Origin of the sequence: Hydrogenovibrio halophilus DSM 15072 (genome assembly GCF_000384235.1) — a bacterium.
Classification (GTDB): Bacteria; Pseudomonadota; Gammaproteobacteria; order Thiomicrospirales; family Thiomicrospiraceae; genus Hydrogenovibrio; species Hydrogenovibrio halophilus.
Genome location: NZ_KB913033.1, coordinates 2,235,855 through 2,262,487 on the forward strand (window position 1 = coordinate 2,235,855; position 26,633 = coordinate 2,262,487).

The window sequence follows — 26,633 nt, forward strand, 5'->3', positions numbered from 1 at the left end:
CCGACCTTACTTCAGGTTGTAAAATGCGTTCATCCCCGGATAGACGGCCTCGTCACCCAGCGCTTCTTCGATGCGCAGCAACTGGTTGTATTTGGCCACCCGATCCGTGCGTGACATGGAGCCGGTTTTGATCTGTCCAGCCCCGGTGGCCACAGCGATGTCGGCAATCACGGTGTCTTCGGTTTCGCCCGAGCGGTGAGACACCACAGCGGTGTAACCGGCTTTCTTGGCCATGGCAATGGCTTCAAACGTTTCGGTCAAGGTGCCGATCTGGTTGATTTTGATCAGAATCGAGTTGGCAATGCCCTTGTCGATCCCTTCCTGCAGGATTTTGGGGTTGGTCACAAACAGGTCGTCGCCGACGATCTGCAGACGGTGACCGTCTTTTTCGGTCTGATACTTGAAACCGTCCCAGTCGGATTCGTCCAACCCGTCTTCGATCGACAGGATCGGATAGCGATCGACCCAATCGGACAGCAGATCGACCATTTCATTGGAAGACAGGGTTTTGTTTTCGGAAGCCAGGGTGTACTGACCGTCCTTGTACAACTCGGACGAGGCTGCGTCCATCGCGATCATAATGTCGCTGCCGGCTTTGTAACCCGCGGCGTCAATCGCTTCCAGGATGACCTGCAGCGCTTCTTCGTTGGACTTGAGATCCGGGGCAAAACCGCCTTCGTCACCCACGGCGGTGTTGTAGCCTTTCTGTGACAGCACTTTTTTCAGCGCATGGAACACTTCCGCGCCGTAGCGAATCGCTTCGGCCATGCTGGGCGCACCGACCGGCATGATCATGAATTCCTGAAAATCCACTGAGTTGTCGGCGTGCTCGCCGCCATTGATGATGTTCATCATCGGCACCGGCATCTGATAGGTGTCGGTTTTCAGGTAAGCGTAGAGCGGCAGATTTTTGGAAGCCGCCGCGGCCTGCGCTGTGGCAATCGACACGGCCAGAATCGCGTTTGCGCCCAGACGTGCTTTGTTTTCGGTGCCGTCCAGGTCGATCATTGCCTTGTCGATGGCTTCCTGGTTGGTGGCTTCCTGCCCGATCAGCGCATCGCGGATTTCGCCTTTGATGTTGTTCACCGCCTGGAGCACGCCTTTGCCACCATAGCGACTGTTGTCGCCGTCACGCAGTTCAATCGCTTCGCGGGAACCGGTGGAGGCGCCGGAAGGCGAAATGCCTCGCCCTCGGCTGCCGTCTTCCAGAATCACATCCGCTTCAACGGTTGGATTACCACGGGAATCGATCACTTGTCTCGCTTTGATGTCTTTGATTAAAGGCATGGTTTCATTCCTGTTTTATTTTGAATTCTTTTTGATGTTATCAATCGCAATTGTCAGCCAGATGACAAAGCCGCCAAGGTCCCTTTTTTACCAGGCCTGGTAAAAAAGCAGGGTTTCGATCCGGCTTTGCCCGTCCGGGTTTACAGCAACGGGTTTTCAATAAACCCCTGCCCTTTGACGGTGTCGTCCAATTGTTTCAGTGTGCGCAGCAAAGGCGCCATCTGGTCCAGCGGCCACATATTGGGCCCGTCGGACAGGGCGTTTTCCGGGTCTGGGTGGGTTTCCATAAACACACCGGAAATGCCTGCGGCCACCGCGGCTCTGGCCAGAACCGGCACCATGGAGCGCTGACCGCCCGAGGTGGTGCCCTGCCCACCCGGCTGCTGTACCGAATGGGTGGCATCGAACACGACGGGGGCCTGCGTCTGGCGCATCATGGCCAGACCGCGCATGTCGGAAATCAGTGTGTTGTAACCGAACGAGGTGCCGCGGTCACAGACCATGACCTGATCGTTGCCGACTTCGCGGGCCTTGTTGACCACCTGTTGCATGTCCCAGGGCGCTTGAAACTGGCCTTTTTTGATGTTGACCGGCAGGCCCTGACGGCACACATTCTGAATAAAGTTGGTCTGACGCACCAGAAACGCCGGGGTCTGCATCACGTCCACCACGCTGGCGACTTCCGACAGCGGCGTGTCTTCGTGCACATCGGTCAGAACTGGCACGCCCAGTTCGTCCTTGACCCGTTGCAGGATACGCAGGCCTTCTTCAATGCCCGGTCCCCGGTAACTCTGGGTCGAGGAACGGTTGGCCTTGTCGTAAGAGGCTTTGAAAATAAACGGCATCTCCAGCTCGTCGGTCAGTTCTTTCAACCGCTCGGCAATGGTCATGATCTGGGTTTCCGATTCGATCACACAAGGTCCGGCGATCAGGAAAAGCGGCTGAGTCAGGCCGACGTCATAACCGCAGAGTTTCATGGTCTGATTGAATGCATCGCTCATGATGTGGCACCTTCCGATTTGGCATGATGGGCGTTGGCGGCCTCGATGAAGCTGCGGAACAACGGATGACCGTTGCGGGGGGTCGAGGTGAATTCCGGATGGAACTGACAACCGATGAACCAGGGATGGTCTTCGATTTCCACCGTTTCCACCAGATTGCCGTCTTCGGAGCGTCCGGAAATCACCAGGCCTGCCTGTTCCAAACGTTCTATGTAACCGTCATTGACTTCGTAACGATGGCGATGGCGTTCCCGAATGGTGGTCTGGCCATAGATGTCGGCGATGCGGCTGTTGTCCTTGAGCAGACACGCTTGCCCGCCCAGACGCATGGTGCCGCCCAGATCGGTGGCTTCGTCACGCTCTTCAATGCAGCCGTCTTCGCCGGTCCATTCGGTGATCAGGGCGACCACCGGGTGTTTGGTTTTCTTGTCCAGTTCGGTGCTGTGGGCGTCTTCCATCCCGGCCATATGGCGGGCGTATTCCACCACCGCCATTTGCATGCCCAGACAAATGCCCAGATACGGCACTTTGTTTTCACGGGCAAAACGAATCGCGGAAATTTTGCCTTCGACCCCGCGCTCACCGAAACCGCCCGGCACCAGAATCGCGTCCATGTCCGCCAGACAGTCGGTGCCGGAGCGTTCGATTTCTTCGGCGTCCAGATAGTTGATGTCCACTTTGGTGTGGGTCTGAATGCCACCGTGAATCAGGGATTCGATCAATGATTTGTAGGCTTCGGTCAAGTCCACGTATTTGCCGACCATGCCGATGCGCACCGTCTGCTGAGGGCTCAGCTGCGCTTCCACCACCTGATCCCAATCGCTCAGATCGGGTTGCGGCACGTCCAGGCGGAACCGGTTGGTGACCAATTGATCCAGCCCCTGCTCGTGCAACATGCGCGGCACTTCGTAAATGGTGCGCGCGTCCAGTGAGCTGATCACCGCCGGTTCTTCCACATTGGTGAACAAGGCGATTTTGCGTTTTTCCGCCGGTTCCAGCGGCCGTTCGGAACGGCAGATCAGCACATCCGGCTGAATCCCGATGGAGCGCAGTTCCTTGACCGAGTGCTGGGTGGGTTTGGTTTTGACTTCGCCCGCCACCGCAATGTAGGGCAGCAGCGTCAGGTGCATGAACAACGCGCGGTCGCGCCCCACCTCGACGCCCAGCTGACGAATCGCTTCCAGAAACGGCAGGGATTCGATGTCGCCCACCGTGCCCCCGACTTCCACCAACGCCACATCGGCGCCGGCAGCGGCCCGTTTGATCCGGTTTTTGATTTCGTCGGTAATGTGCGGAATCACCTGCACCGTGCCGCCCAGATAATCGCCACGGCGCTCATTGCGAATGACCTTGTCGTAGACCTGCCCGGTGGAGAAACTGTTGCGCTGGGTGAAATGGCGCTGCACGAACCGCTCGTAGTGACCCAGATCCAGGTCGGTTTCGGCCCCGTCGTCGGTGACAAAGACTTCGCCATGCTGAAAGGGGCTCATGGTGCCGGGGTCCACATTGATGTAAGGATCCATCTTGAGCATGCTGACCTTCAGGCCTCTTGCCTCAAGCAAGGCCCCGAGTGAAGCCGCAGCAATGCCTTTGCCCAGAGAAGAAACCACGCCGCCTGTTACAAAAATAAATTTAGTCATGCCACCACTTTGGTTAAACGTTAATGTCGTTGATCGATGAATGCATCACCGGGGTTGAGCGAAACCACTGATTGAGATGAAAGCCTGTTGGCGTGCCCGCTGGCATTGTCCCGGAAAAATCGATTTCTATGACGTCCGCAAGCCAGTTACCCGCCTTGTGAGTACGATCAGAATGGATTCGTATTATAGACATTTTACCGAATCAGGGCAAATTGGATAACGGATCGTAGCCCAACAGGACACCATGCTCCGCTGGCGTGTCCGCTGAATAGACCACAGGCCAGACGCGTCTCTGCCACCAGGGAATTTGCTGTTGGCGGAACCATTTTTTGATCCGCCCGCGATCCTGACGCCGACCCAGAAAGCCCGTCGGCATGGTGCAGACGCGCGGTTCCTCCCCGGTTTGACGCCATGCGTGAAGCGCAGACGGCAAGCCGTCCGCCTCCAGTTGCCATGCCAGAGGGTCGAATTGCGACAGCGGCTGATCGTAAGCACGGTCTGGGTCCTGCAAAAAATAAATGCGCCCCTGATCGATGCGCACAAGCTGCGGGACAGGTCGGTCGCTCAGCCGCCACTGGGGATGGGCTTCGGGATTGGGGTTTTGCAACTGGGCCAGACACCAGTCCAGCAGTCTGGCATTGGGCTGGATGGGCCAGGTCTTCCGGGCCCACAACCGGATCACATTTTTCACCCGGGCCTGTTGGGCGGATGGCCAATCCCTCCCCTGCAGAAACGGGCGCAAATCCAGACGGAACTGGGTGAACGAAAGCTCGGCCAGATCGGATTCGGCCAATTGGTTCAGCAGTTCGTCCGCTTCCTGCAAGCGTTCCGTGGTCTGGTACAAAGTGCGCTCAAACTGCGGCCAGATCGCTTTCAAGGCGGGCATCACTTCGTGACGGACCCGATTGCGCTGAAAGGCCGTGGACTGGTTGGATGGGTCTTCCACCCAGGACAGGCCTTCACGACTGGCGTAAGCTTCCAACACCGCTCGTGGCTGATCCAGTAACGGACGCAAATGGTCAAAACGCCGGGAGGAGCCGACCAGAGGCGCGTGCATTTTCATGCTGCCAAGACCGGTCAGCCCTGCACCCCGCCCGAGGCGCTGCAGAAAGGTTTCGGCCTGATCCGTAGCGTGATGGGCAGTAAGCAGGTAAAACGCCGGAGAAGCCTTCCAACCGTTGGCCTCAGCGATTCCGTCGCTGCTCAGCCGGTTTTTCCATTCCGCCAGACTTTGGTTCAAAGCCTGATAACGGGCCGTTCTGGCCGCGGCTTCGGGGCCATCACCTGGTTCGACCGTCATCGTTTTCGATTGAAAAGGCAGCGACCAACTCTGACACAACTGTTGGCAGAACGCCTGCCAGTCTGCGGACTGCGGCTGCAATTGATGATCAATGTACACCGCCAGCAAACGCTCTTTGGGCACCGCTTGCGCCAGCAGATGCAAAAGCACCACGGAATCGAGTCCGCCGCTGAGCGCCAACAGATAACAGGGAAGGTGGTTCGGGTCAGTCAGTGCATCCAGACGCTGTTTGAACGCCTTGTCCGGCTTCTCACTCAGATTCATCCGGTTCTCCTGACTGGCTGAGCCAATGAACGCGGTCAGCCTTCGAAATTGCCGTACTGCATGTAACGCTGATAACGGGCTTCCAGCAAATCTTCCATCGACTGATTCTTGAGCGCATCCAACTGATGCAGCAAGGCTTCTTTCAGGGCCGCCGCCGCTTTTTCCGGCTGACGGTGCGCGCCGCCCAACGGCTCGGTCACAATCTGTTCCACCAGTCCCAGTTCTTTCAGGCGCGGTGCGGTGATCCCCAGCGCTTCGGCCGCATCCGCGGCATTGGCGGCGTCTTTCCACAGAATGGAAGCACAGCCTTCGGGCGAGATCACCGAATAGGTGCTGTATTGCATCATCATGGTGGTGTCACCAACGCCGATGGCCAGAGCGCCACCGGAACCGCCTTCGCCAATCACGGTGCAGATGATCGGCACCGACAATTGCGACATTTCAATCAGATTGCGGGCAATCGCTTCCGACTGGCCGCGTTCTTCGGCGTTGATGCCCGGATAGGCGCCGGGCGTGTCGATAAAGGTCAAAACCGGCAGGCGGAAGGTTTCGGCGGTTCGCATCAAACGCAAGGCTTTGCGATAGCCTTCGGGTCTGGGCATGCCGAAATTGCGGTGGATTTTTTCTTTGGTGTCGCGCCCTTTCTGCTGACCGATCACCATCACCGCCTGACCGTCGATGCGCGCCAGACCGCCAATGATGGCCGGGTCGTCCGCAAACGCCCGGTCGCCGTGCATTTCCTTGAAATCGGTGAAAATATGGCGGATGTAATCCAATGTGTAGGGTCTTTGCGGGTGGCGCGCCAACTGGGCCACCTGCACATCGGAAAGCTTATTGAAAATCGACTGGGTCACATTGCGGCTTTTTTCTTCCAGCGCCGAGACTTCCTTGAGCAAATCCATGTCGTCCGACCCATCCAGGTGGCGCAGCTCATCAATCTTCGCTTCCAGCTCCGCAATCGGCTTTTCAAAATCCAAAAATTCCAATTTCATTGTCATGTCCGTTGTTGTCCCCGGTGTGTGGTTGTTGAACCGCTTGCAAAAACAGGTGTTTGACCTGTTATGCGCAGACTCCAGTCTCAACCCCTGCCCGGTTTTTCTTGAAAAATCTGTGCGTATTCTAGCAAACTGCGCTCAATTGTGCCGAACGCAATATAGCCCGAATATTTACCTTCGGGATAGATTGTGGTGCGATGCCTTTTTTACCAGGCCTGGTGAAAAAAGGGTTAAGGCTTTGGCATGGCCTCCGCCTTGGCCGGACGCAAGCGCTCATGAACGGCACACAATGCCTGATGCGCCTGGCTCTGGGCAAACATGGCCTCGCCAATCGGCGCATCGAACAGAAATTGGGTGCCATCCAGATGCGCCCAGACTTCGTCCACCCGTTGCTGACCGAACAGGGTCGCCTGCAGGGCTTTCTGGTTGACGCCGGCGCGGGGTTCAAGCTGCGCTTCCAGCGCAAACGCCAAGGCCTGATAAAATCGTTGCCAGTCAGGGTCCTGCTGATAAATGCTGGCGATTTCCACGGCTTCCAGCGCTTCTTCCACCGCCTGCAACTTGAGCAGCAAAAACACCCGTAAATCCGAAATGGTCATTTTTTTCCAGATTGTGTCCGGGTCCGGCAACAGCCCGACCAGATTCGCCACGCCCTGATGATCGGCAAACGCCAGACTCTCAAGTTCATGATAACACTGTGCATAATCCTGGGTGTCGGCCAGATCGAACAGGGCTTCGCGCAATTGTCGGCCTCGGTTCTGGTTGTTGTCCAGCAATTCGGTCAGCGGAAACACTTCGGAAACGCCCGGCACCACAATCCGGCACGCAGGCAATCCGGCAAACTGGTAACGGGCAATAAAGACCTCGGCCGACAGTTCCTTTTCGATCAGATCAATCAATCCGGCGCGTTGCGCGGCAGAGGTGCTGACGTCTTCCAGTCGCGGCATGGCCTGGGTGACCTGCCAGTACACAAAGTCAAAATCGGGTTGATGACTGATGAAACGGGCGTGCAGCCAGCCACTGGAGTCAATAAAGTGGTTTTCAATGTTTTCGTCGGACGCCACCAGCGTTTCGTCAAAAATCGGCAGATCAAACCCGTCAAGATCGTTCAGGCTGCGCCCCTGCAAGGCCTCGGTCATGGAACGCTCCAGTGCGACTTCAAACAGAGGGTGCGCCCCGAATGAGGCGAAACAGCGACCGTTTTTCTGGTCAAACAGGGTCACATTGATCACCGGAAAACGCCCGCCCAGCGAAGCATCGCGCACCGACACCGCCACGCCCTGCTCGCGCATGGCCGCCAGCGCTCGGGCCACCACCGGGTATTCTTCCAATACCGTCTCAGGCACCTCCGGCAGACAGAGATTTTCGCGCAGTATCCGTGCCTTGACCCAGCGTTCCAGCACTTCGGACAAGCCCTGGGTTTCGGCTTCTTCAAAACTGTTGCCGGCGCTGAGACCATTGCTGGCGTAAAAATTACTCAACAGGTTTGCCGGAAAATACACGGTTTTCTGACGGGAAACGGCCTGCAATGGCAGGCATCGAATCGCGTCCGCCTGATCATTCAGGCTCAGCAGGTCTTCGCCGACAAGCTCATCTTCCGGGTCGTACAGCGCCCATAGCTCCGGGGTCAGAGTGTCGCGAAACGCCTCCAGCGGAAACCGTTTTTCATCGGGAAAATACAGCCAATCGCTGGCCGTGGGGGCCGTTTTGTGAGCACACAGAAAGTAATCCGAGAAGAAATAATTGGTCTGCAGACGCTCCAGGTATTCGCCCAGCGCACTGGCCAGCGTGGCCTTGCGGCTGGCACCCTTGCCATTGGTAAACAACGCCGGACAGAACCGATCCCTGATGTGCAACCAATAGACATTGTCCACCGGGTTGGCCGCTTTGGCCTGATCGATGTCAAAGCCCAACTCGGTCAGGGACGATTGCATCCGGGCAATGGAATCTTCCAGGCAGGCGTCCTTGCCAATAATTTGCGTGCGTTCTGTCATAATTTTTCCTGCTGTAAGGCTTAAAAATATTGATACGGTAAAGGGTATGAAAATCAGTAGAATGAAAGTGCGACTTCATAACCCATATAAGGAGAAAGACCATGAACACCAAAGCATTCACCACCTCTCTGCTGGCTGGCGCTGTGTTTTTCGGCGCACAGGCACAGGCCTCAAGCCCGCACCCTGGAAAAGTCCTGCACGACGACGCCAACTGCATGAAATGCCATGCGGACATGGGCTACAACAAACCCTCTCTGAAAAAGATGGGCGTGGAGTCCTGGTCCGACCTGAAAAGTGCGATTTCCTATTGTGAAAGCAACCTCAATGTCGGCTGGTTTCCGGAAGAACAGGAGCAGGTGGCGGATTACCTGAATCAGGAATATTACCATTTCGACAAATAAGGTCGTGCCCGAGCCTGTTGTCCCGAGTATCACCAGAACCTGTTTCTAACCTGACTGGGACATCCTCAGGCGCGGTCGTAAAGCCGGTCCAGACGCTGCTGCATCCGTTGACGCACTTCTGGATCGGCTTTTTCCTTGTCCGCATCCTGCAACGCCCCTTCTGCATCCCGAACCGCCTTGTCCATCGCTTCGATCATGAAATACAGATACATGGACTCTTCCAGACGTTTCCATTGCCGCTTTTCGGCAAACCAGTGTTGGCGCAATTCCGGCTCTTCGCTCAGGCGCTGCTCAATCGAGGCCAGCATCTCATCCAGATACGGCAGGGCATCATGAGGCCAGCGCGGCGCACCGGTATCGGTGTCGTAAAAACTCCGGCGGTGGGCAATCGCGACCTCAAAAGCCGGAATCATGGGCGTCAGGTCCAGTGCAGGCGCCCGATCCACCGCCCGTTGCAAAAGCTCTACCGACAGAACCGGGGCATCGGACAGCCAGCGTGAAAAACGGGTATGCAGGTTGTTGCGGTCGATAAAGTAGTGCTTGCCTGTGGCCAGTTCCATCGCGTTTTCACGGGGGACAATGTACTGCAAACCGTCACGACTCAAGCGTTTGGTGTCTTCCCATAACTCCCAGCCGGACTCATCGGTGGTTTCACCGGCCGAATTGACCGCGATGGGTTCGCAGGACAAGCCGTAATCGTGCCCGACCACGTAATCGTTGACCCGGATCTGATAATCGCCGTCGTCGCTGATTCGAGTCACAATGCCGGTGATAAACGCATCGTCCTGAATGGTGTTGGACGGAAACGCCACCAGTATGGAGTCGCCCTTGTCAAAAGAAGCGGCCATGGCCTGGGGGACAAACCCGGCCAGCAGTGTGACCAGAACCCAACCGAAGATAATTTGAGGGAAACCTGTTTTGCGCATGATCGACACCTTTCTTTAAGTCAGATAACAATCATAACCGTTCTGGGATCGGGATGACATTCTCTCGCTCTCGTTGTCAGAAAATGGTCAGGATTCAGCTGGTCACCTGGTTGCGCAGATATATCGGTTGCGGCAATGACTCGGTCACCAGACGCGCCTGATCCAGTCTTTGTGCCGCCACGGCCGCCACATCCCCGGCCCGAGGGTAAGCCGGGACAAACACGGAAAAGGCGTCTTCCCATTCCGGCAACGCCCAGACCAGATCGCCAATGCCCAGTGTCTGTTCGGTCGCGGCTTGATCGGCCACGCGCGCGCTGGCCGCCTCCAACCCGAGCATTTCGGCCGGTTGGGACACCAGCTGGCCGGTTTGCGAACGATGACCGGATTGCCAGTAGACTTCCTGCATCCGTGCGTCCAGACAGCCGACCCAGGTCTGGTCGGCCAGATCCGGGCGTTTTGACCAGGCCTGGTGAATCAGCGCTTCCAGCGTCGAAACCCCAATGACCGGTTTCTGCCAGCCAAAACCCAGCCCCTGAATCACGCCAGCGGCAATGCGCACGCCGGTAAACGCGCCCGGTCCGTTGGCGTAGGCGAGACAATCCAGATCTTGCGCTGAGCACCCGCCTTGCGCCAGCACCTCCATTACCATGGGCAAAATGCGGTCGGCGTGTTTCTGTGGCGCCAGCTCAAACACCTCAAACGTTTCGCCCTGTGTCAGCAATGCGGCCGAACAGGCTTTGGTTGAGGTTTCAATGGCAAGAATGGTTGGGGACATAAGGTCAAACCTTTGCAAAGTTGGGATTTATTTCAAACATTCAGCAAGCGATCCAGCGCATCCTGAGCCGATTCGGGCGTGTAAACCCAGGGACAGTCAGGCAGATTCTGAATAAACTGACGGCCATAACCCTTTGTTTTCAATCGCGGATCGCACAAAACCAACAGCCCTTTGTCGGACGCATCCCGAATCAAACGCCCACTGCCCTGCTTCATCGTAATCAAGGCTTCCGGCAGCTGGAAATGAAAAAAGCTGCTGAGCCCTTTCTGTTTCAGGTCGGCTTCACGCGCCTCGACAATGGGATCGTCCGGCGGCATGAACGGCAATCGATCAATCATCACCAGCACCAACGCTTCGCCTTTGATGTCGACCCCTTCCCAGAAACTGCCGGTGCCCAAAAGCAAGGCCTGATCTTCCTTGCGAAATCGCTCGATCAAGGCGGACCTTGGCCCTTCGCCCTGCACCACCAGACTTCCGCTCCAGTGATCACGCAGAATGTCCGCCGCCTTTTTCACACCGCTGTGACTGGTAAACAACAGAAAGGCCCGCCCTTTTGTTTTCTGCAGCAACGGCCATACCGCGCGCAGACAGATGCGAAGATAGTCGGGGTCATTGGGCGAAGGCAGTCCCACCGGATGATAAATGGCGGCCTGACTGGCAAAGTCAAACGGGCTGGTCCAGATCGCTGTTTGCGGCTCGACCAGGCCCAGTTTGTGGCTGAAATAGTCAAACGACGCATTGACGCTGAGCGTGGCCGAAGTAAAGACCCAGCTGCCGCCGAGTTTTTCCTGTTGTCGTGCAAACGGACCGGCCACACTCAGCGGGGTCAAATGCAAACTGAAACGCCCCTGCGAGGATTCCAGCCAGCGCACCTGATTTTCGGATTTCTGATCCAGCCACTGGTTCAGTTCCGAGGCCAGCGTCTGCACCCGTTGATACAACGCAGCCAGACGTTTGCCCCGATCCGTCAGCGGTTTGAGGCCATCGGCCAGATACTCGAGACGGTTGCGTAGGGTTTTCAGTGCCTGGACCGAAACCGTCGATTCCTGAAACTTCTGCCAGTTCCAGCGTTTTTCGAACTTGCCCAAAACCTGATTGAACTCGCTGATCGCCTCTGCCACCGAGCGCGCCTGATCCATTAACCATTGCGTGTCCGGCGCTTCCTTGGCGTAAGCCTCTTTCAGATCCCGAACGAATTCATCCAGTTGGTAACGACTCAGGCGGAACCCCAGAAACTGCGCGGCCACGTCCGGCAGTTGGTGGGCTTCGTCAAAAATATACAGATCGGCTTTGGGCAGGAGGTCACCGAACCCCTGCTCTTTCAAAGCCAGATCGGCGCAGAAAAGGTGGTGATTGACGATCAGAATCTCGGCTTCGGTCGCGGTCTTTTTGACCTGCGGATAAAAACACTGGCTTTGGGCGGCCTGACCGCACTCATTCGCCTGGCAGAATTCCATGCGGGCGCAAACCTGCGACCAGACAGGATCGGATTCGTCCACTTCGGACAGTTCGGCCTTGTCGCCATCGCGCGTGGTCTGACTCCATTGTTCGATCCGGTTAAGTTTTGACCAGGCCTGGTCAGAATGGGCCTGCGCACTCTGGGCGATGGCCAGACGCTGGGGACAGAGGTAGTTTTCCCGGCCTTTGAGCAAGCGGACCCGGCCTGTGAATTGGGTCGCTTTTTTGATGTAGGGCACATCCTTGCGCAACAGCTGTTCTTGCAGGGTTTTGGTGGCGGTAGAAATGATTACTTTCTTGCCGGAAAGCATCGCCGGAACCAGATAGGCAAAGGTTTTGCCGGTGCCCGTTCCCGCTTCGGCCAGAAGCGTGTCCGACTGTTCAATGATTTCCGCCACGGCCTTGGCCATGGATTGCTGCGAATCCCGATGGCAAAAGGCCTGGTCGAATTCGGTCAGCCGACCGTTTTCGCAAAAATAGGCATCCATGTTCTCTGAAAGTGACAAGTCGAACGCTTCCTCAGTGCAGCGTTTCAAACCGCACAATCCTGAAAAAGCGAAATTCTACCAAAAAACTGGACAAGACTGGGCTTTGTCAGTACAATTCGCCGTTCAAATTTGAACCCGTTGTTAAGTTCGCTTTAACAACCAAGCGTAAACTATTGGATGTCTGATATGAAAATTCTATCTTCTTTGAAGTCGGCGAAAAAACGCCATAAAGATTGCCAGATCGTTCGTCGTCGTGGCAAGGTCTATGTGATCAACAAAACCAACCCTCGCTTTAAAGCCCGTCAGCGTTAAACAACGCTTAACGGCTTTAAGCCGGTTGGCACAAAAAAGGCACCTGATCAGTGCCTTTTTTTATGTCTGAAAGAAACCACGCCTTTGTCAGGCGCTGTCTTTTCGATAGTACTTCTGCTCGACTTTCTTGATGGTGTCCACGATCAGCCCGGTGTCGACCTTGCCGACAAAATAATCCGCGCCCATGGCCAGAACCTCGCGGGTGTTGTTGTCACTGGTCATGGACGTGTGCACCACGATCGGGATATGCGCCGATTTTTTGTTTTTGCGCAATTCCTGAATGACCGTGTGCCCGGACGCGACCGGCATTTCCAGATCGGTAAACACCATGGACACATCGTCCAGACTGTCCAATTCGGCCACATAATCCAGCAGCAAACGCCCGTTTTCAAATCCGCGATGGCGCAACCCCAACTGATCAAACACCATGCCCATGTATTTCTGGATGGATTTGCTGTCCTCGGCAAACAGAATTTCGCCTTCTTTGACCTTTTGCGTGAAGTTGTAATCGGTTTTTTTCACTTCTTCGGCCGAATCGAAAATCTTGCGCGCCATCTGCGGCATGGCTTCGATCAACATCTTTTCAATATCGAGGATGAAACAAAGCGTGTCGCTCTTGTCGAGATAAGTGTGGTTGACCACCTGGTTGGTGTTGACGTCCACGTTGTAGTTGGTGGCGGGCTTGATGTCGGCCCAGTCTTTTTCTTCGACGCCGTGAATGTGGGCCACACGCATGCCGATGAAGTTCTGGCTGAAATCGGACACAATGATGATGGATTTTTCTTTCTGCTCCGGCGTCATCTCAAAGCCCATCCACTTGGGCACATCGATCACCGGCAGATACACGCCGCGCAGCTCGATCATGCCTTCAATCAACGGATTGGCATCCGGCATTTCCGACACGTCATAAGCGCGGCCTTCCAATACTTCACGCACCTTGAACACATTCATGCCGTAAAAAGGCGGATCGTAATCCTCGGTGGGGAACTGAACCTGAAACACCATCAAACTCATTTGATTGTTTTTGCTCAGCTGAGCCGTTTTTTCAACTTGCTCCAGAGTGGTGGTCATAACGCTTTCCCGTTGATTGTTTTCAAAATTGATCGCTTTATTCTGCACGGCCCCTTGCGCATTGTAAAGACAGACGCCCAAGCTTTCATGCGCTGTGGCTCCGAAGGGAGCCAACGACAGCCATAACTGCGTTCAGCAAAAAAAAGGCCAAATGCGCCTACAAGTCAGCCTCGGGCATCAATAACCGTTTGACCGGCTTGAAAGAACAGCGATAATGCGCGTCCAGCAAACCGTGTTGCTGTATCGCCTGCAAATGTGCCTGGGTGGGATACCCTTTGTGCCGATCAAAGCCATATTGCGGGTAAGCCTGATGCAATGCCTGCATCTGCCGGTCACGGGTCACTTTGGCCAGGATCGATGCCGCACTGATCGTGGCGATCTTGGTGTCTCCCTTGATCACCGCCTCGCTCGGGTACACCCAATCCGGGCAACGATGGCCGTCTACCCAGACTTTTCTGACCGGCACATTCATCGCCTCAACCGCCCTTTGCATCGCCAGAAAGGTCGCCTGAAGAATGTTCAAACGGTCGATTTCCTGCGGTGTGGCTTCGCCAATCCCCCAGGCCAACGCCTGCTCCTGAATTCCGACGAACAGCTGTTCGCGTTTTCTGGGCGACAGCTTTTTGGAATCGGTCAGCGCCAGAGAGATGTTGTCAGGCAGCGCCACGGCGGCCGCCACCACATTTCCGACCAGTGGGCCGCGCCCGACTTCGTCGACACCGACGTCCAAAGCCGTCGGTGATGACGCATCCGGATCAAACAAACCCAGTTGCGCCGTCATGAATCGCCCTGAGCTGACGCACGCAAACCCGGCAACCAGTCCATCAGGGTTTCGGCCACCAGATCGGACGAAGCCAAATCCAGCTGATCGCGCTGCCGGGCAAAGTGCGCACATTGTTGCGCCCGAACTTCGGCGTCGTCGATGAGCGGCGTCAACGCCCGGACCAGATTGGCCGCTGTGGCTTCCTGCTGAATCAATTCCGGCACCACCGTCTGCTGCGCCAGCACATTGGGCAGTCCCACCCAGTCGGTGGTCGCCAGCCGCTTCATCAGCCAGTAGCTGACAGGATGCACTTTGATCGCCAGCACAAACGGGCGTTGCATCAGGGCCGTTTGCAGGGTGGCTGTTCCCGAAGTCACCATCAATTGATCGCTGGCCGCAATGGCCGTTTCCACCTGTCCGGTCCGAACCTGAAAATGCTCTCGCTGTTGGGCGGACAGATTGGCCAGCAGCCCTTCAATGCGGCTTTGTGCCTGAGCATGAACCGCCGGGATCACAAATTGCATGGTCGGATACTTTGCCAGCAGCAGGGTCGCAGCCTGCAGGTAAATCGGCATCATGGTCGCAATTTCAGACGCGCGGGATCCGGGCAGCAAACCGGTGACAGCAATCGACTCCGGCAATTGCCACTCAACCCGTGCCGCCGCTTTTGACGGGGCATTTCGGGTTTCGGCGGCCATGTAGTGCCCGACGTATTTGGCACGAATGCCATAATGCCAATACAAGGGCGGCTCAAACGGAAACAGCACAAAAACGCCATCGACCTGTTCACGGATTTTTTTCAATCGCTGTTCGCGCCAGGCCCAGACGGAGGGACCCACATAATGAAAGGCCGGGATATTGTGTGATTTGAGTTTTTCTTCGACCGTGAAATTGAAATCCGGTGCATCGATGCCAATAAAGGCGGTGGGGTTGAGTTCGATCAGCTGCCGGATCAGTCGTTTTCTGATTTTGACCAGGCCTGGTAAATGTTTGAGGACCTCGAACAGTCCCATGACCGAAAGCCGGGACATGGGGTACCAGCTTTCCATGCCCTGAGCCATCATGGCCGGGCCACCGATGCCAACAAACCGAGCGTGGGGAAAACGTTGCTTGAGCGCGGCAATCACACCCGCACCCAGTTGGTCGCCGGAGGTTTCACCGGCCACCAGGGCAAACACCGGAGAAGGGGACGTCAATTCAGCGGACAATGCCACGATGGGTCGACGATAAAAAGGTCAGAAGCGTGTCCAGCGTACCCTGGTCATCATTGAGCGCATCGATTTCGACAATGGCTTCTTCCAGGCGATAACCGGTGCGATAGAGGGCCCGATAGGCTTTTTTGACCAGATTGATTTGGGTGCGATCAAAGCCCCGACGTTTCAGGCCTTCCAGATTCAGCCCGCGGGGACCGGCCAGATTACCGGAAACGGTAATAAAATTGGGCACATCCTGATTGATCACACTGCCCATTCCACAAAACGCGTGTTCGCCGATATTGCAAAACTGGTGTACCAGTGTATAACCACCGAGAATCGCCCAGTCATCAACCCGGACATGACCGGCCAGAGCGGAGGCATTGGCAAAAATGGTGTGATCCCCCACCACGCAGTCGTGTGCGATGTGTACGCCAGCCATCACCCAATTGTCATTACCAATGGTGGTTTCCCCCCGATCCTGGGCGGTGCCGCGGTTCAGGGTGACGTTTTCGCGAAAGGTGTTGTCGTGCCCGATGCGCAAACGGGTGGGTTCGTCATTGTATTTTTTGTCCTGCGGAGCCGCGCCAATGGAACCAAACTGAAAAAACCGGTTATTGCGACCGATTTCGGTGGGGCCGGAAATGACCACATGCGGGCCAACCACGGTGTTTTCGTCAATGCACACATGGCCTTCAATCACCGAATAGGGGCCAACTTCGACCGATTCGGCCAGCTCCGCTTTGGGATCAATGATGGCAGTCGGATGAATCACAACAGGTTCCTTGCATCCAGATAGTGGGAAAACAGCGCATAACCGCTACACATTGCGCTCGGCGCACATCATATCACAGGCGGCGATCACCTTGCCGTCCACCCGGGTTTCACACTGAAACTTCCAGATGCCCTTTTTATTGGTCAGGGCTTTGACTTCGAATTCCAGCTTGTCTCCCGGAATGGCCGGTTTGCGAAAACGGCAATTGTCCACCGCCGCCAGGTAATACATGGTCTGGCCATCCGGCTTCACGCCCTGACTTTTAAACGCCAGAATCCCGGTACACTGCGCCATGGCTTCGATGATCATCACCCCTGGCATAATCGGGTTATCGGGAAAATGCCCGGTAAACTGGGGTTCGTTGTAAGTGACATTCTTGTAGGCTTTCAAAGAAACGCCGGCTTCAAACTCGGTCACACGGTCCACCAGCAAAAACGGGTAGCGGTGAGGCAGGTAATCAAAAATTTCTTTCACATCCAAAATCATACGTCTTTATCCAAGTCATGTTTCAGGGCCGACAATGCTTTTTCCAGCGCTTTAATCCGGCTGGCCATTTTATCAAGGGTTTTCACGCGCACCATGTTTTTTTGCCACTGGGACGCTTCAATCGCCGGAAAACCGGCATAAGCGCCGGACTGTTTGAGCGAATGCGTCACACCGGCCTTGCCCGCCACAAAGACGTGATCGGTGATCGTCAAGTGGCCGGAAACGCCTGACTGACCGCCAAACTGACAATGCGCTCCAACCTGAGTGCTGCCGGCAAACCCGGACTGGGCGGCCACGGCAACGCCTTTGTCGAGGCGCACGTTATGCGCCACCTGCACCTGAGCGTCAATAATGCAATCGTCGGCGATAACGGTGTCATCCAAAGCACCACGATGAACGGTGGCATTGTTGCCGATGAACACCCGATCGCCAATCACCACCCGCCCGATCTGTGGAATACGCTGCCATCGGCCTTCGTGCGGCGCAAACCCAAAACCGTGCCCGCCAATCACGCATCCGGCATCGAGATACGCTTCCCGGCCAATCACGACCTTGTCAGCGATCGTGACATTCGGAGCCAGATAGGCATCGGCACCAAGGGAGACGCCGGACTGAATCACGGTTCCGGCCTCAATCACACACCCTTTAGCAATCGAGGTGCCCGCTCCGACCACAACATTCGGCCCGATGAAAACGTCGTCCGCAATCTGCGCCGTTTCATCAAGCTGCGCACTGGGATGGATATGACAAGGGAAAACACGCTGATTGAGTTTTTGAGCCACCAACGCATACACGTAATAAGGATTCTGAACGATCAGCTTCGGCCCCTGAATCAGGACCGAATCGTCCGGCTTGAGTATCACACATCCGGCTTGTGTCTGGGCCAACTCATCCTTTCGTTTGGGATCATTATAAAAAGCCAGGTTGGATTTTCCTGCCTGTCGGAGGCTGGCGACCTGTTGGATTTCAAGGGTCAATGCCCCGGTATGGTCGCATTCAATGCCCCGTTCCGACAAAAAATTCAGGATCTGTTCAAGCGTCAAAAAAAGTCTCTCTCTGTGGTCTCAGGGCGGATAGCGCCGGGCAAAGGCACAATCACTGATTGAAGCTGGAGCGTTTTGCCTGGTGGGATTCTTTCAGAAACTCCAACACCTTCTGGGTGATATCAAGCCGGTCACTGGTATAGGCAATCCCTTCATACAAAATCAGATCGTAAGACGACTCCTTGCCAATGCTCTTGATCGCATCGTTCACGGTTTCCTGAATCTTTGAGAGTTCTTCATTGCGACGGATGTTCACCAATTCCTGAATGTCATTGCGTTTTCGCTGAATATCCCGGGACAGCATGGTCATTTCACGTTCTGAAGCGGCCTTTTGTGCGTCCGTCATCACAGCCTGATTTTTCTGGAACGTCTGCTGTTTCTTTTCCAGTTGCTGCGCCATGTTTTCCAGTTCGGCCTGCTGTGGCTCGAACTCTTTTTCCAGATTCGCACCCGCCGCCTGGGCTTGCGGTGCCTGTTCCAGCAACAACCCCACATTGACCACAGCGATGTTCGCCGGTTGCTGTGCCCAGGCCGTTGCTGTCAGCATCCAGGCCAACCATCCGACTAAAAACAATCTGTGAATGCTCATGTTTTTGTTCCCGTAATAAAACTGTTTAAACGCGTATTATAGCGAAAAGGCACAAAGGTTTTAAGACGCTTTGCCCATCACATCGGAATGCCCAGATTGAACTGAAACGCCTGGAGCTCGTCTTCGTCTTCACTGTTGAGTGGGCGAGCAAAACTGAATGCCAGTGGTCCGACTGGCGTAATCCAGGAAACCCCGACCCCATAGGCACTGCGCAAGGTGCTGAATTCCACATTATCGTAAGATTCATACACATTACCGGCATCCACAAAAAGGCTGACCCGCAGATTTTCCGAATCCTCGATCAAAGGCATGGGGAAAATGATCTGGGCATTGGTCACGATCCGGAAACTGCCCCCTTTGGGATCGTCAGACACCGCATCATTGCTGTCATAACGCGGCCCCAGAGAGTTGGGCTCAAACCCTCGAACCGAACCGATGCCACCCGCGTAAAAATTCTCGAAGAATGGGAGGTTTCCAGGATTGTTGCCATAACCTTCGCCATAGGCCACATCCCCTTTCAGTTTCAGCGTAAAGTCATCGCTCAAAGGGAAATAAGCGTTTTCTTCCAAAAACAGTTTGTAGAAAGCCAGGTCGCTGTTGGTAGGGACAACGACTTCGGTGCTGATACTGGTGTCATGCCCATCTGTGGGAAAATAAAAGGAATTTTTGGTGTCATAGGTCCAGCCTGCAGTCACTCGAACTGACTGGAAATCTTCGCCCATGTCTGCCACAAACGCATCGCAGGCATCAAAATCAGTAATACACCCGATGGATTGGTTGTCAAATTTCAAACCATAATTCAAGCGACTGTATTCGCTGGTCGGATAGCCGATACTGGTTCGCACACCCATGGTGTCTACCTTGTAGTTGGACACGTTCAATTCTTCGGCATCAATGCTGCGGAAATAAAACCCGCCGCCCAAAGACATCCCATCCTCGGTGAAATACGGATTGGTCAAACTGATATTGGAAGATTTTACTGAGGCACTGTAATTGACATCAACATTGGCCCGGTAACCCGAACCAATCACATTTCGTTCGGAAACACCGACCTGAAAACTGACCCCATCCAGCTGAGAATAGCCCACCCCGGCATTAAAGGAACCGGTGGATTCTTCTTCGACTTTCACAATCAGATCCACCTGGTCTTCAGACACCCGATCGGTTTCGATGTCGGCACGAGTGAAATACCCCAATTGATTCAGACGGGTTTTGGAGCGTTTGACGGCCTGCAATGAATAAGGGGCGCTTTCCAATTGACGCAATTCACGCCGGATCACATGATCCTGCGTGCGGGTGTTGCCTTCCACATTGATTCGACGCACATAAACACGACTCTTGGGTTCAATGCGAAAATCCAGTGATACGGTACGATTTTCTTCATCCAACTCGGTGATTGGCTCGATTTCAGCAAAAGCGTAGCCTTCTTCACTCAAGCGATTACGAAAAGCCTCCACCGACGCCACCAACTTGGATCTTGAAAAAAGCGCGCCCTGTTCGATTTCCTTGAGTGCGTCCAGTTCCGTTTCTGAGACAATGGTCTCACCGGAATAACGAATATCCGAAATGCGGTATTGATCGCCTTCGTCCAGATTGACGGTAATAAACACCTGGGTTTTGTCCGGCGACAGACTGACCTGAGAAGAGCGCACATCAAACTGGGCAAAGCCCCGATCAAGGTAATAAGAGCGGATGGTTTCCAGATCAGACTGAAGTTTGGGTTTGGCATACTTATCGGAATCGCCAAACATGGCGGATTCTGTCAACAACATGCGGCGTTTCAACAGATCATCACCAAACGCATGATTGCCGACAAACTGAATCTGGCCGATGCTGGCCGGTTCGTTTTCTTCGATTTCAACCGAAAGCGCCACCCGGTTACGTGGCAAAGACTCAACGTTTACCACCACTTCGGCCGCATAGTAGCCCTGATTCTGATAACGGCGCTTAAGATCCAGAACAATCCGTTCCATCTGCGCATCATTAAAGATGCGACCCTGCTTGATGCCCAGGGTTTCCATTGCCTGTTCCATGTCTTCGCTTTTGATCAGTTCATTGCCTTCAAAACGAACCTGAGCAATGGAGGGCCTTTCTTTGACCTCGATCTGCAAAATGCCCTGTTGATCAATGGACACCACGATGTCCTGAAAAAAGTCCGTCGCATAGAGTTTGCGGATGCTCTCCTGAACGGCTTCCTGGGTCAGGGCGTCGCCTTTATCCAGCGTCAGGTAACTGCGCACCGTTTCCAGGCTGACCCGTTCATTGCCCTCAACGTTCACGCCCTGAACATTGCCAGGCAGTTGACCCAAGGCGACGCTCTGCACACTCAAAGCCGTCGACAACCCAATAATCTGAATGATTTTTTTAGCCATTTGTCAGTCTTACCACATCGTTAAACAACGCAAAAAAGGTCAACCCCAGAATCAGAAACATTCCGATTTTCTGCGCCCCTGCCTCAATCCCTTCGCTGACCGGTGTTCCTTTCAACATTTCAATCAGATAAAACACCAGATGCCCACCATCAAGCAAAGGGATTGGCAAAAGATTCAAAATTCCCAGACTCAGACTCAAAAGTCCCAACAACCCCAAAAAGGTTACCCAGCCTGATTGCATGGCCTTGCCAGAAAACTCTGCAATACTAACAGGTCCGGACAGATTCGACCAGTTTACATCGCCCACAAACATACGTTTTATCAGGGTCAGACTCATTTCAATCCAATTGAGATTATGGTGCCAGCCCATTTCCAAAGCATCCACAGGCCCCACATCCAGCTGAGCCTGGTAACGCTCACGCAAAGACGGTGGGAACTGCACACTGGCTCCCATAAAGCCAATGTCGCCCGCATCGGTGCTTTGACGATCCAGAGTGATCTCACGTTGCAACGAACGGCCTTCCCGCTCGACCGTCAAGGTCAGTGTTTCGCCCGGATGACGCCGTATCTCTTCTGTCAATGCCTGCCAGGAAGCCACCGGCTGACCTGCCACTGAAAGGATACGGTCACCGGCCACCAATCCAGCACGCTCTGCCGGACTCTCAGGAGAGGTGTTCGCCAACACGGGGGCCAGATCGGGACCGGAAGGGACAACCCCCAGCTTCCGCCACCAGTTGGACTTGGGCTGATTCACCGACAGGGCGTCAATGGGCAAGGTCGAGGTGTGACTTTCCCCGCCTGCCTCCGTGTCGGAAGCGGCGGAAAATGCCCGATACCTCAACGTCACCTGATTTTTCTCATTGACGACGGACGTCAGCAGAATTTGCTGAGCCTGCTGCCAGGTTTGCACCGACTTGTCATTCATGTGGGTCAAAAGCCATTGCTCAGAAGTTTTCCCTGCAAACGGGGTACTGGCCGAATCCCACACAAACACCGGTTTCAGACCTGAAACCCCGGAAGCAAACATCACAGCAAACACCCACCAGGCAAAGAGCAGATTGATCAAAGGCCCGGCGGCCACCACCGCAAAGCGTTTGTACACCGACTGACGATTAAATGCCCGGGACCGATCTTCCGGCGCGACCGGCTCCACTCGTTCGTCAGCAAAACGCACATAACCGCCAAGTGGAATCGCGGCGATTTGAAACCGGGTTTCGCGGCCCTGTCGGGACCATAACGGCTTGCCAAAACCAATGGAAAAATGGGTGACCTTGATCTTGAACAGGCGTGCGACCGCATAGTGCCCCCATTCATGCACGGTGACCAATATCCCGATGGCCACCACAAACCCCAGCAAGGACCAGAGAAGGGTCATCATGACACCGTCAGCCAGAAGAAAAAGAGCCAGGGGACGGCAAGCAGCAAGCTGTCAATGCGATCAAGCAAACCGCCATGACCGGGCAAAAGCCGCCCACTGTCCTTTCGATGATGAAGGCGCTTAAGCAGACTTTCAAATAAGTCGCCAAATACCGACAGCAAACCGATTGCTGTCAGGCCCAGCGCCAGAAATGGCAACGAAGCATTCAATCCGGGGACAAACATCTGATCCAGCCAGGCCAGGCCGATCCATGCCACCACAAACGCGAACAGACCGCCTCCAAGCACCCCTTCCCAGGTTTTTCCAGGGCTGACATACACGGCAAGCTTGGTTCGTCCGAATTGACGACCGCTGAAATAAGCCCCGGTGTCCACGGCCCAGATCACAAACAGACTCAGCAACAAGATCACCGGCCCGAAACCGTGGAGCAGCAACCAGGTCGTCACATGAAACAGCACGATCAGCATGGCACCGATCAGCAAAGACCACCAGGCCTGGTAAGTTTTCCCCAACACAGAATCGAGCGAAACCTGCCCTTGCTGTTTCTGGTACCACCAGACCGACCCGACCATCCAAAAGGTCAACACAACCGTCAGTGCCAACCAGAAGCCGAGCGGAATCGTCGCCAGCCACGGCAAAGCCGCCACCATCGCTGCGACCGCGGACGCGTAAGCAATGCGGCCATTCTGCGTTTGCTCGGAAAAGGCCAGTCCGAACCATTCTCGCGCCGCCAGGAAGGCCGACAGCGTCAGCATCACCAGCCACCCTGTCGACCCGCCCCAGAACAAGACCATCAAAAGCGCGGCAAACAACGCACTCGCTGTCAGAATCCGTTGTTTTAACATGACGATACCTGTTCGCTGGTCTGACCAAAGCGTCTTTCTCTTTGCTGATAGGAAGCCACGGCCAGGTCGACCTGAACCTCGTCAAAATCCGGCCACAGAGTCGGAGTGAAATAGTATTCGGTATAGGCCATCTGCCAGATCATAAAATTGCTCACACGCTGCTCGCCTCCAGTGCGTATCAGCAAATCCGGGTCACACTGATCGCTCAACGCCAGAAACGGCGTCAATACCTCGGGGGTCAACGCTTCAATGCTTTCTTCCGGATGGGCCTTCTGCCAGGATTTGACGGCCTGAACAATGTCCGCCCGACCACCATAATTGGCCGCAACATTCAGATTCAAGCGCCGATTGTCGGCCGTCAGGGCTTCCGCCCGGGCAATGTGCGCCTGAATGGCCTCGCTGAACGCACTGCGATCACCAATCACCCGCAGCCGCACGCCGTTTTCATGCAGTTTGGACACTTCATTCTGCAACGCTTCCAGAAACAACCCCATCAACTTGTTCACCTCTTCCTGAGGGCGCTTCCAGTTTTCGGTACTGAAAGCAAACAGGGTCAAGGAGGCCACCCCCAATTCGCCACAGCGGGTGATAACGCGTTTGAGCGCGTTCACGCCTTTTTTGTGGCCGACAAAACGGGGCAACATGCGTTTTCTGGCCCAGCGACCATTCCCGTCCATAATGATGGCAATGTGTCGTGGGATGGGGGAATCGTTTGATGACTCAGACAAATAGCATCCTTTGCAGTGTGAATGACGGTCAACTCTCACGGAGTGTCATGAAACTTGTCACATGAATGGCGATTGGGTGACAGGCACCGCGAACATCGCCATTCGGCCAAAAATAAAGCGAGAGGCCCAAAGAAGCCTAGACTTCCATCAAAGACGTTTCTTTGGCAGACAAAATGGCTTCGATGCGCTGAACATGCTCATCGGTCATTTTCTGAATACGCTCTTCGGATTCGCGCAACTCATCGTCTGTGACTTCTTTTTCCTTGTTCAGCGCTTTGAAATCGGCATTGGCATCCCTACGGATATTACGTACTGCCACCCGGGCATTTTCCGCTTCGGAGCGGGCCAGCTTAATAAATTCCTTACGGCGCTCTTCGGTGAGCGGCGGCATGGGAATGCGCATCACACTGCCGTGGGTCACCGGGTTGATGCCCAGTTCCGACGTCATAATGGCTTTTTCGATGGTTGGGATCATTGGCGGCTCCCATGGCTGAACCGTCAGCGTCCGAGCGTCTTCCACATTGACATTGGCCACCTGCGAAACCGGCACCATCGACCCATAGTAGTCGACCTTGACCGAATCCAAGATGCTTGGGTGGGCCCGACCGGTGCGGATTTTTGCCAACCCCGACTCCAGGCTCTCAACCGACTTGTCCATACGCTCATTGGCGTCACTGAAAATTTCATCCAACATGACTGTGTGTCCTCCAGACTGATTTTTGATTCTTATTCGTTACGATTCTGTTCGGCATCGCCATGAACAAGGGTCCCTTCGTCCTCCCCCTGCACAATGCGGATCACCGCATCGGGTTTGAACATGTCAAACACCCGAATGGGCATGCGATGTTCACGGCAGAGCACAAACGCGGTCATATCCATGACCTGCAAATTCTGTTCGATCACCTGCTCATAACTCAGCTCGGAATATCGGGCCGCACTGGGCGTCGTCACCGGGTCGGCATTGTAAATGCCGTCCACCTTGGTCGCCTTCAGAACAATGTCGGCGTCGATTTCAATGCCCCGCAGCGCGGCGGCCGTGTCCGTGGTAAAAAACGGACTGCCGGTCCCCGCGGCGAAAATGGCGATGTCGCCTTTGGCCAACGATTTTTTCACATGATTGGCATGAAAGCCATGGGAAACGCCTTCGATCGACATCGCCGAATACACCACCGCATGCATGTCCATGTCTTCAATCACATCGCGTATCGCCAGGGCATTGATCACCGTGGCCATCATCCCCATCTGATCCGCGGTGGTCCGCTCAATGCCGGACCCCTGGATCTGGGCACCGCGAAAAATGTTGCCTCCGCCGACCACCAAGCCGACTTCCACACCCAGATCGTGCAGTGTTTTGACTTCTGCCACCACATTGCGCAACGTCTCGGCATCCAGACCGAAGCTGTTCTGCCCCATCAGCGCTTCGCCGCTGAATTTCAACAATACCCGAGAATATTTCAATGCCATGTCTCTGTCCTTTCAACCTATTTCAAACCAGTGTTTTATTGCGTGAAGAATAGCATAAACCACAGGTTTGAAATAAACTGTGTGTTCAAAACGGCTATTTCGTTTCGCACAAAACAGCTCATTCTAAAAAAATCCCATAAAAAAAGCCATGACAAACGCAACGTTCGTCATGGCCTTCACACAAAATCAAATCCTTGGGATCAGGACTTGGCTGCTTCCGCTGCCGCTGCCACTTCGTCCGCAAAGTTGGTTTCTTCGATTTCGATGCCTTCGCCCACTTCCAGACGCACAAAACTGGAAACCGATGCGTCTTCGGATTTCAGCAGTTTTTCCACTGTCTGGTCCGGGTCCTTGACAAAAAGCTGGCCCATCAGCGTAATTTCCTGCAGGAACTTGCGCATGCGACCTTCGATCATTTTTTCGATGATCTCAGCCGGCTTGCCGGATTCTTTTGCCTGTTCGATCTGGAATTGACGTTCTTTTTCCACCATCTCGGCATCGACATCGTCCGCAGACACAGCCGCAGGCTTGGACGCCGCCACATGCATGGCCACATCGCGCAGCAAGGCGTCATTGCCGCCTTCCATCGCCACGACCACACCGATTTTTTCGCCATGCTGATACTGGCCGATCTGACCACTGGTCTCGATCACTTCGGTGCGACGGATCGTCATATTCTCACCAATGCGACCGACCATTTCACGACGACGTTCGTCGATGGTCTGACCGTTTTCCAGTTTTTCGTTCATCAGTGCGTCCACATCAGTCACACCGGTTTTCAGAATCACCGCCGCCACTTCGTCAGCAAAGCCTTTGAATTCATCGCCCTTGGCCACGAAATCGGTTTCGCAATTGACTTCGACGATCGCCGCTTTTTTCTTGTCGTCGGAGATTGCCACCGCAATCACGCCTTCCGCTGCGGTACGACCGGCTTTCTTGTCTGCGCCGGCCATGCCTTTCTTACGCAGGAACTCGACCGCTTCGTCCATATTGCCGTCGGTCTCGCCCAGTGCTTTTTTGCAATCCATCATGCCTGCGCCGGTCATCTCGCGCAATTGTTTGACCATTGATGCTGTCACTGCCAT

General features: G+C 54.8%; 25 protein-coding genes. 2 read left to right on the plus strand and 23 right to left on the minus strand.

Annotated features, from left to right (window positions below):
- Positions 1-6 precede the first annotated feature (6 nt).
- The 6 genes from eno to ycaO all read right to left on the minus strand — a co-directional run bounded on the left by eno (position 7) and on the right by ycaO (position 8,481).
- Complete coding sequence (gene eno / locus A377_RS0110790; RefSeq protein ID WP_019896374.1) at positions 7-1,287, minus strand: phosphopyruvate hydratase; 1,281 nt, start codon at positions 1,285-1,287, stop codon at positions 7-9.
- A gap of 140 nt (positions 1,288-1,427) precedes the next feature.
- The gene (gene kdsA, locus A377_RS0110795) at positions 1,428-2,264 is read right to left on the minus strand and encodes a 3-deoxy-8-phosphooctulonate synthase (protein WP_028485481.1); all 837 of its coding nucleotides are present in this window, start codon (positions 2,262-2,264) and stop codon (positions 1,428-1,430) included.
- Positions 2,265-2,284: 20 nt separating this feature from the next.
- Positions 2,285-3,928, minus strand: coding sequence for a CTP synthase (locus A377_RS0110800; protein WP_019896376.1), 1,644 nt, complete (start codon positions 3,926-3,928; stop codon positions 2,285-2,287).
- 202 nt (positions 3,929-4,130) lie between these two features.
- Positions 4,131-5,492: a tRNA lysidine(34) synthetase TilS gene (gene tilS / locus A377_RS12875; RefSeq protein ID WP_019896377.1), complete on the minus strand. Its 1,362-nt coding sequence runs from the start codon at positions 5,490-5,492 to the stop codon at positions 4,131-4,133.
- A gap of 35 nt (positions 5,493-5,527) precedes the next feature.
- The gene (locus A377_RS0110810; RefSeq protein ID WP_019896378.1) at positions 5,528-6,484 is read right to left on the minus strand and encodes an acetyl-CoA carboxylase carboxyltransferase subunit alpha; all 957 of its coding nucleotides are present in this window, start codon (positions 6,482-6,484) and stop codon (positions 5,528-5,530) included.
- Positions 6,485-6,717: 233 nt separating this feature from the next.
- Positions 6,718-8,481, minus strand: a complete 1,764-nt coding sequence (gene ycaO / locus A377_RS0110815; protein WP_019896379.1) for a 30S ribosomal protein S12 methylthiotransferase accessory factor YcaO — start codon at positions 8,479-8,481, stop codon at positions 6,718-6,720.
- Positions 8,482-8,582: 101 nt separating this feature from the next.
- On the opposite strand from ycaO, the gene A377_RS0110820 reads away from it, so the two are divergent.
- Positions 8,583-8,882, plus strand: coding sequence for a hypothetical protein (locus A377_RS0110820; protein ID WP_019896380.1), 300 nt, complete (start codon positions 8,583-8,585; stop codon positions 8,880-8,882).
- Positions 8,883-8,947: 65 nt separating this feature from the next.
- Here A377_RS0110820 and A377_RS12490 read toward each other — a convergent pair whose 3' ends face one another.
- The 3 genes from A377_RS12490 to A377_RS0110835 form a co-directional block, all read right to left on the minus strand.
- Complete coding sequence (locus A377_RS12490; protein WP_019896381.1) at positions 8,948-9,808, minus strand: hypothetical protein; 861 nt, start codon at positions 9,806-9,808, stop codon at positions 8,948-8,950.
- Positions 9,809-9,902: 94 nt separating this feature from the next.
- Entirely contained in the window at positions 9,903-10,583 is a 681-nt protein-coding gene (gene tsaB, locus A377_RS0110830) for a tRNA (adenosine(37)-N6)-threonylcarbamoyltransferase complex dimerization subunit type 1 TsaB (RefSeq protein WP_019896382.1), read from the minus strand.
- A gap of 32 nt (positions 10,584-10,615) precedes the next feature.
- Complete coding sequence (locus A377_RS0110835; protein ID WP_245546821.1) at positions 10,616-12,577, minus strand: ATP-dependent DNA helicase; 1,962 nt, start codon at positions 12,575-12,577, stop codon at positions 10,616-10,618.
- A 138-nt stretch (positions 12,578-12,715) separates the two neighbouring features.
- Between A377_RS0110835 and ykgO the strand changes: the two genes are divergently transcribed.
- Positions 12,716-12,841 carry a type B 50S ribosomal protein L36 gene (gene ykgO, locus A377_RS0110845; protein WP_019896385.1) on the plus strand — a complete coding sequence of 42 codons (126 nt, stop codon included), beginning with the start codon at positions 12,716-12,718 and terminating at the stop codon, positions 12,839-12,841.
- 87 nt (positions 12,842-12,928) lie between these two features.
- On the opposite strand, the gene A377_RS0110850 is transcribed toward ykgO, so the two are convergent.
- From A377_RS0110850 to tsf, 14 genes are all read right to left on the minus strand, one after another.
- A complete protein-coding gene (locus A377_RS0110850) occupies positions 12,929-13,912 on the minus strand; it encodes a chemotaxis protein (RefSeq protein ID WP_028485483.1) in 984 nt (327 codons plus the stop codon).
- A gap of 157 nt (positions 13,913-14,069) precedes the next feature.
- Positions 14,070-14,693 carry a ribonuclease HII gene (gene rnhB / locus A377_RS0110855; protein ID WP_019896387.1) on the minus strand — a complete coding sequence of 208 codons (624 nt, stop codon included), beginning with the start codon at positions 14,691-14,693 and terminating at the stop codon, positions 14,070-14,072.
- Positions 14,690-15,889: a lipid-A-disaccharide synthase gene (gene lpxB, locus A377_RS0110860; RefSeq protein WP_245546823.1), complete on the minus strand. Its 1,200-nt coding sequence runs from the start codon at positions 15,887-15,889 to the stop codon at positions 14,690-14,692. The genes rnhB and lpxB overlap by 4 nt, the downstream gene beginning before the upstream one ends.
- Positions 15,873-16,643, minus strand: a complete 771-nt coding sequence (gene lpxA / locus A377_RS0110865) for an acyl-ACP--UDP-N-acetylglucosamine O-acyltransferase (RefSeq protein WP_019896389.1) — start codon at positions 16,641-16,643, stop codon at positions 15,873-15,875. Before lpxA ends, lpxB begins: the two co-directional genes overlap by 17 nt.
- A gap of 45 nt (positions 16,644-16,688) precedes the next feature.
- A complete protein-coding gene (gene fabZ, locus A377_RS0110870) occupies positions 16,689-17,129 on the minus strand; it encodes a 3-hydroxyacyl-ACP dehydratase FabZ (protein WP_019896390.1) in 441 nt (146 codons plus the stop codon).
- Complete coding sequence (gene lpxD / locus A377_RS0110875) at positions 17,126-18,172, minus strand: UDP-3-O-(3-hydroxymyristoyl)glucosamine N-acyltransferase (RefSeq protein ID WP_019896391.1); 1,047 nt, start codon at positions 18,170-18,172, stop codon at positions 17,126-17,128. Before lpxD ends, fabZ begins: the two co-directional genes overlap by 4 nt.
- Before the next feature lie 52 nt (positions 18,173-18,224).
- Entirely contained in the window at positions 18,225-18,761 is a 537-nt protein-coding gene (locus A377_RS0110880) for an OmpH family outer membrane protein (protein WP_019896392.1), read from the minus strand.
- Positions 18,762-18,838: 77 nt separating this feature from the next.
- A complete protein-coding gene (gene bamA / locus A377_RS0110885) occupies positions 18,839-21,133 on the minus strand; it encodes an outer membrane protein assembly factor BamA (RefSeq protein ID WP_019896393.1) in 2,295 nt (764 codons plus the stop codon).
- Positions 21,126-22,511: an RIP metalloprotease RseP gene (rseP, locus tag A377_RS0110890; RefSeq protein ID WP_245546825.1), complete on the minus strand. Its 1,386-nt coding sequence runs from the start codon at positions 22,509-22,511 to the stop codon at positions 21,126-21,128. Before rseP ends, bamA begins: the two co-directional genes overlap by 8 nt.
- On the minus strand, positions 22,508-23,356 hold the full coding sequence (locus A377_RS0110895; RefSeq protein ID WP_019896395.1) for a phosphatidate cytidylyltransferase: 849 nt from the start codon (positions 23,354-23,356) through the stop codon (positions 22,508-22,510). Before A377_RS0110895 ends, rseP begins: the two co-directional genes overlap by 4 nt.
- The gene (locus A377_RS0110900; RefSeq protein WP_028485486.1) at positions 23,350-24,084 is read right to left on the minus strand and encodes an isoprenyl transferase; all 735 of its coding nucleotides are present in this window, start codon (positions 24,082-24,084) and stop codon (positions 23,350-23,352) included. Before A377_RS0110900 ends, A377_RS0110895 begins: the two co-directional genes overlap by 7 nt.
- Before the next feature lie 136 nt (positions 24,085-24,220).
- Positions 24,221-24,778 (minus strand): ribosome recycling factor, encoded by a 558-nt coding sequence (frr, locus tag A377_RS0110905; RefSeq protein WP_019896397.1) that lies wholly within the window; start codon positions 24,776-24,778, stop codon positions 24,221-24,223.
- A 32-nt stretch (positions 24,779-24,810) separates the two neighbouring features.
- Positions 24,811-25,548: a UMP kinase gene (pyrH, locus tag A377_RS0110910; RefSeq protein ID WP_019896398.1), complete on the minus strand. Its 738-nt coding sequence runs from the start codon at positions 25,546-25,548 to the stop codon at positions 24,811-24,813.
- A 200-nt stretch (positions 25,549-25,748) separates the two neighbouring features.
- Positions 25,749-26,633: a translation elongation factor Ts gene (gene tsf / locus A377_RS0110915; protein WP_028485487.1), complete on the minus strand. Its 885-nt coding sequence runs from the start codon at positions 26,631-26,633 to the stop codon at positions 25,749-25,751.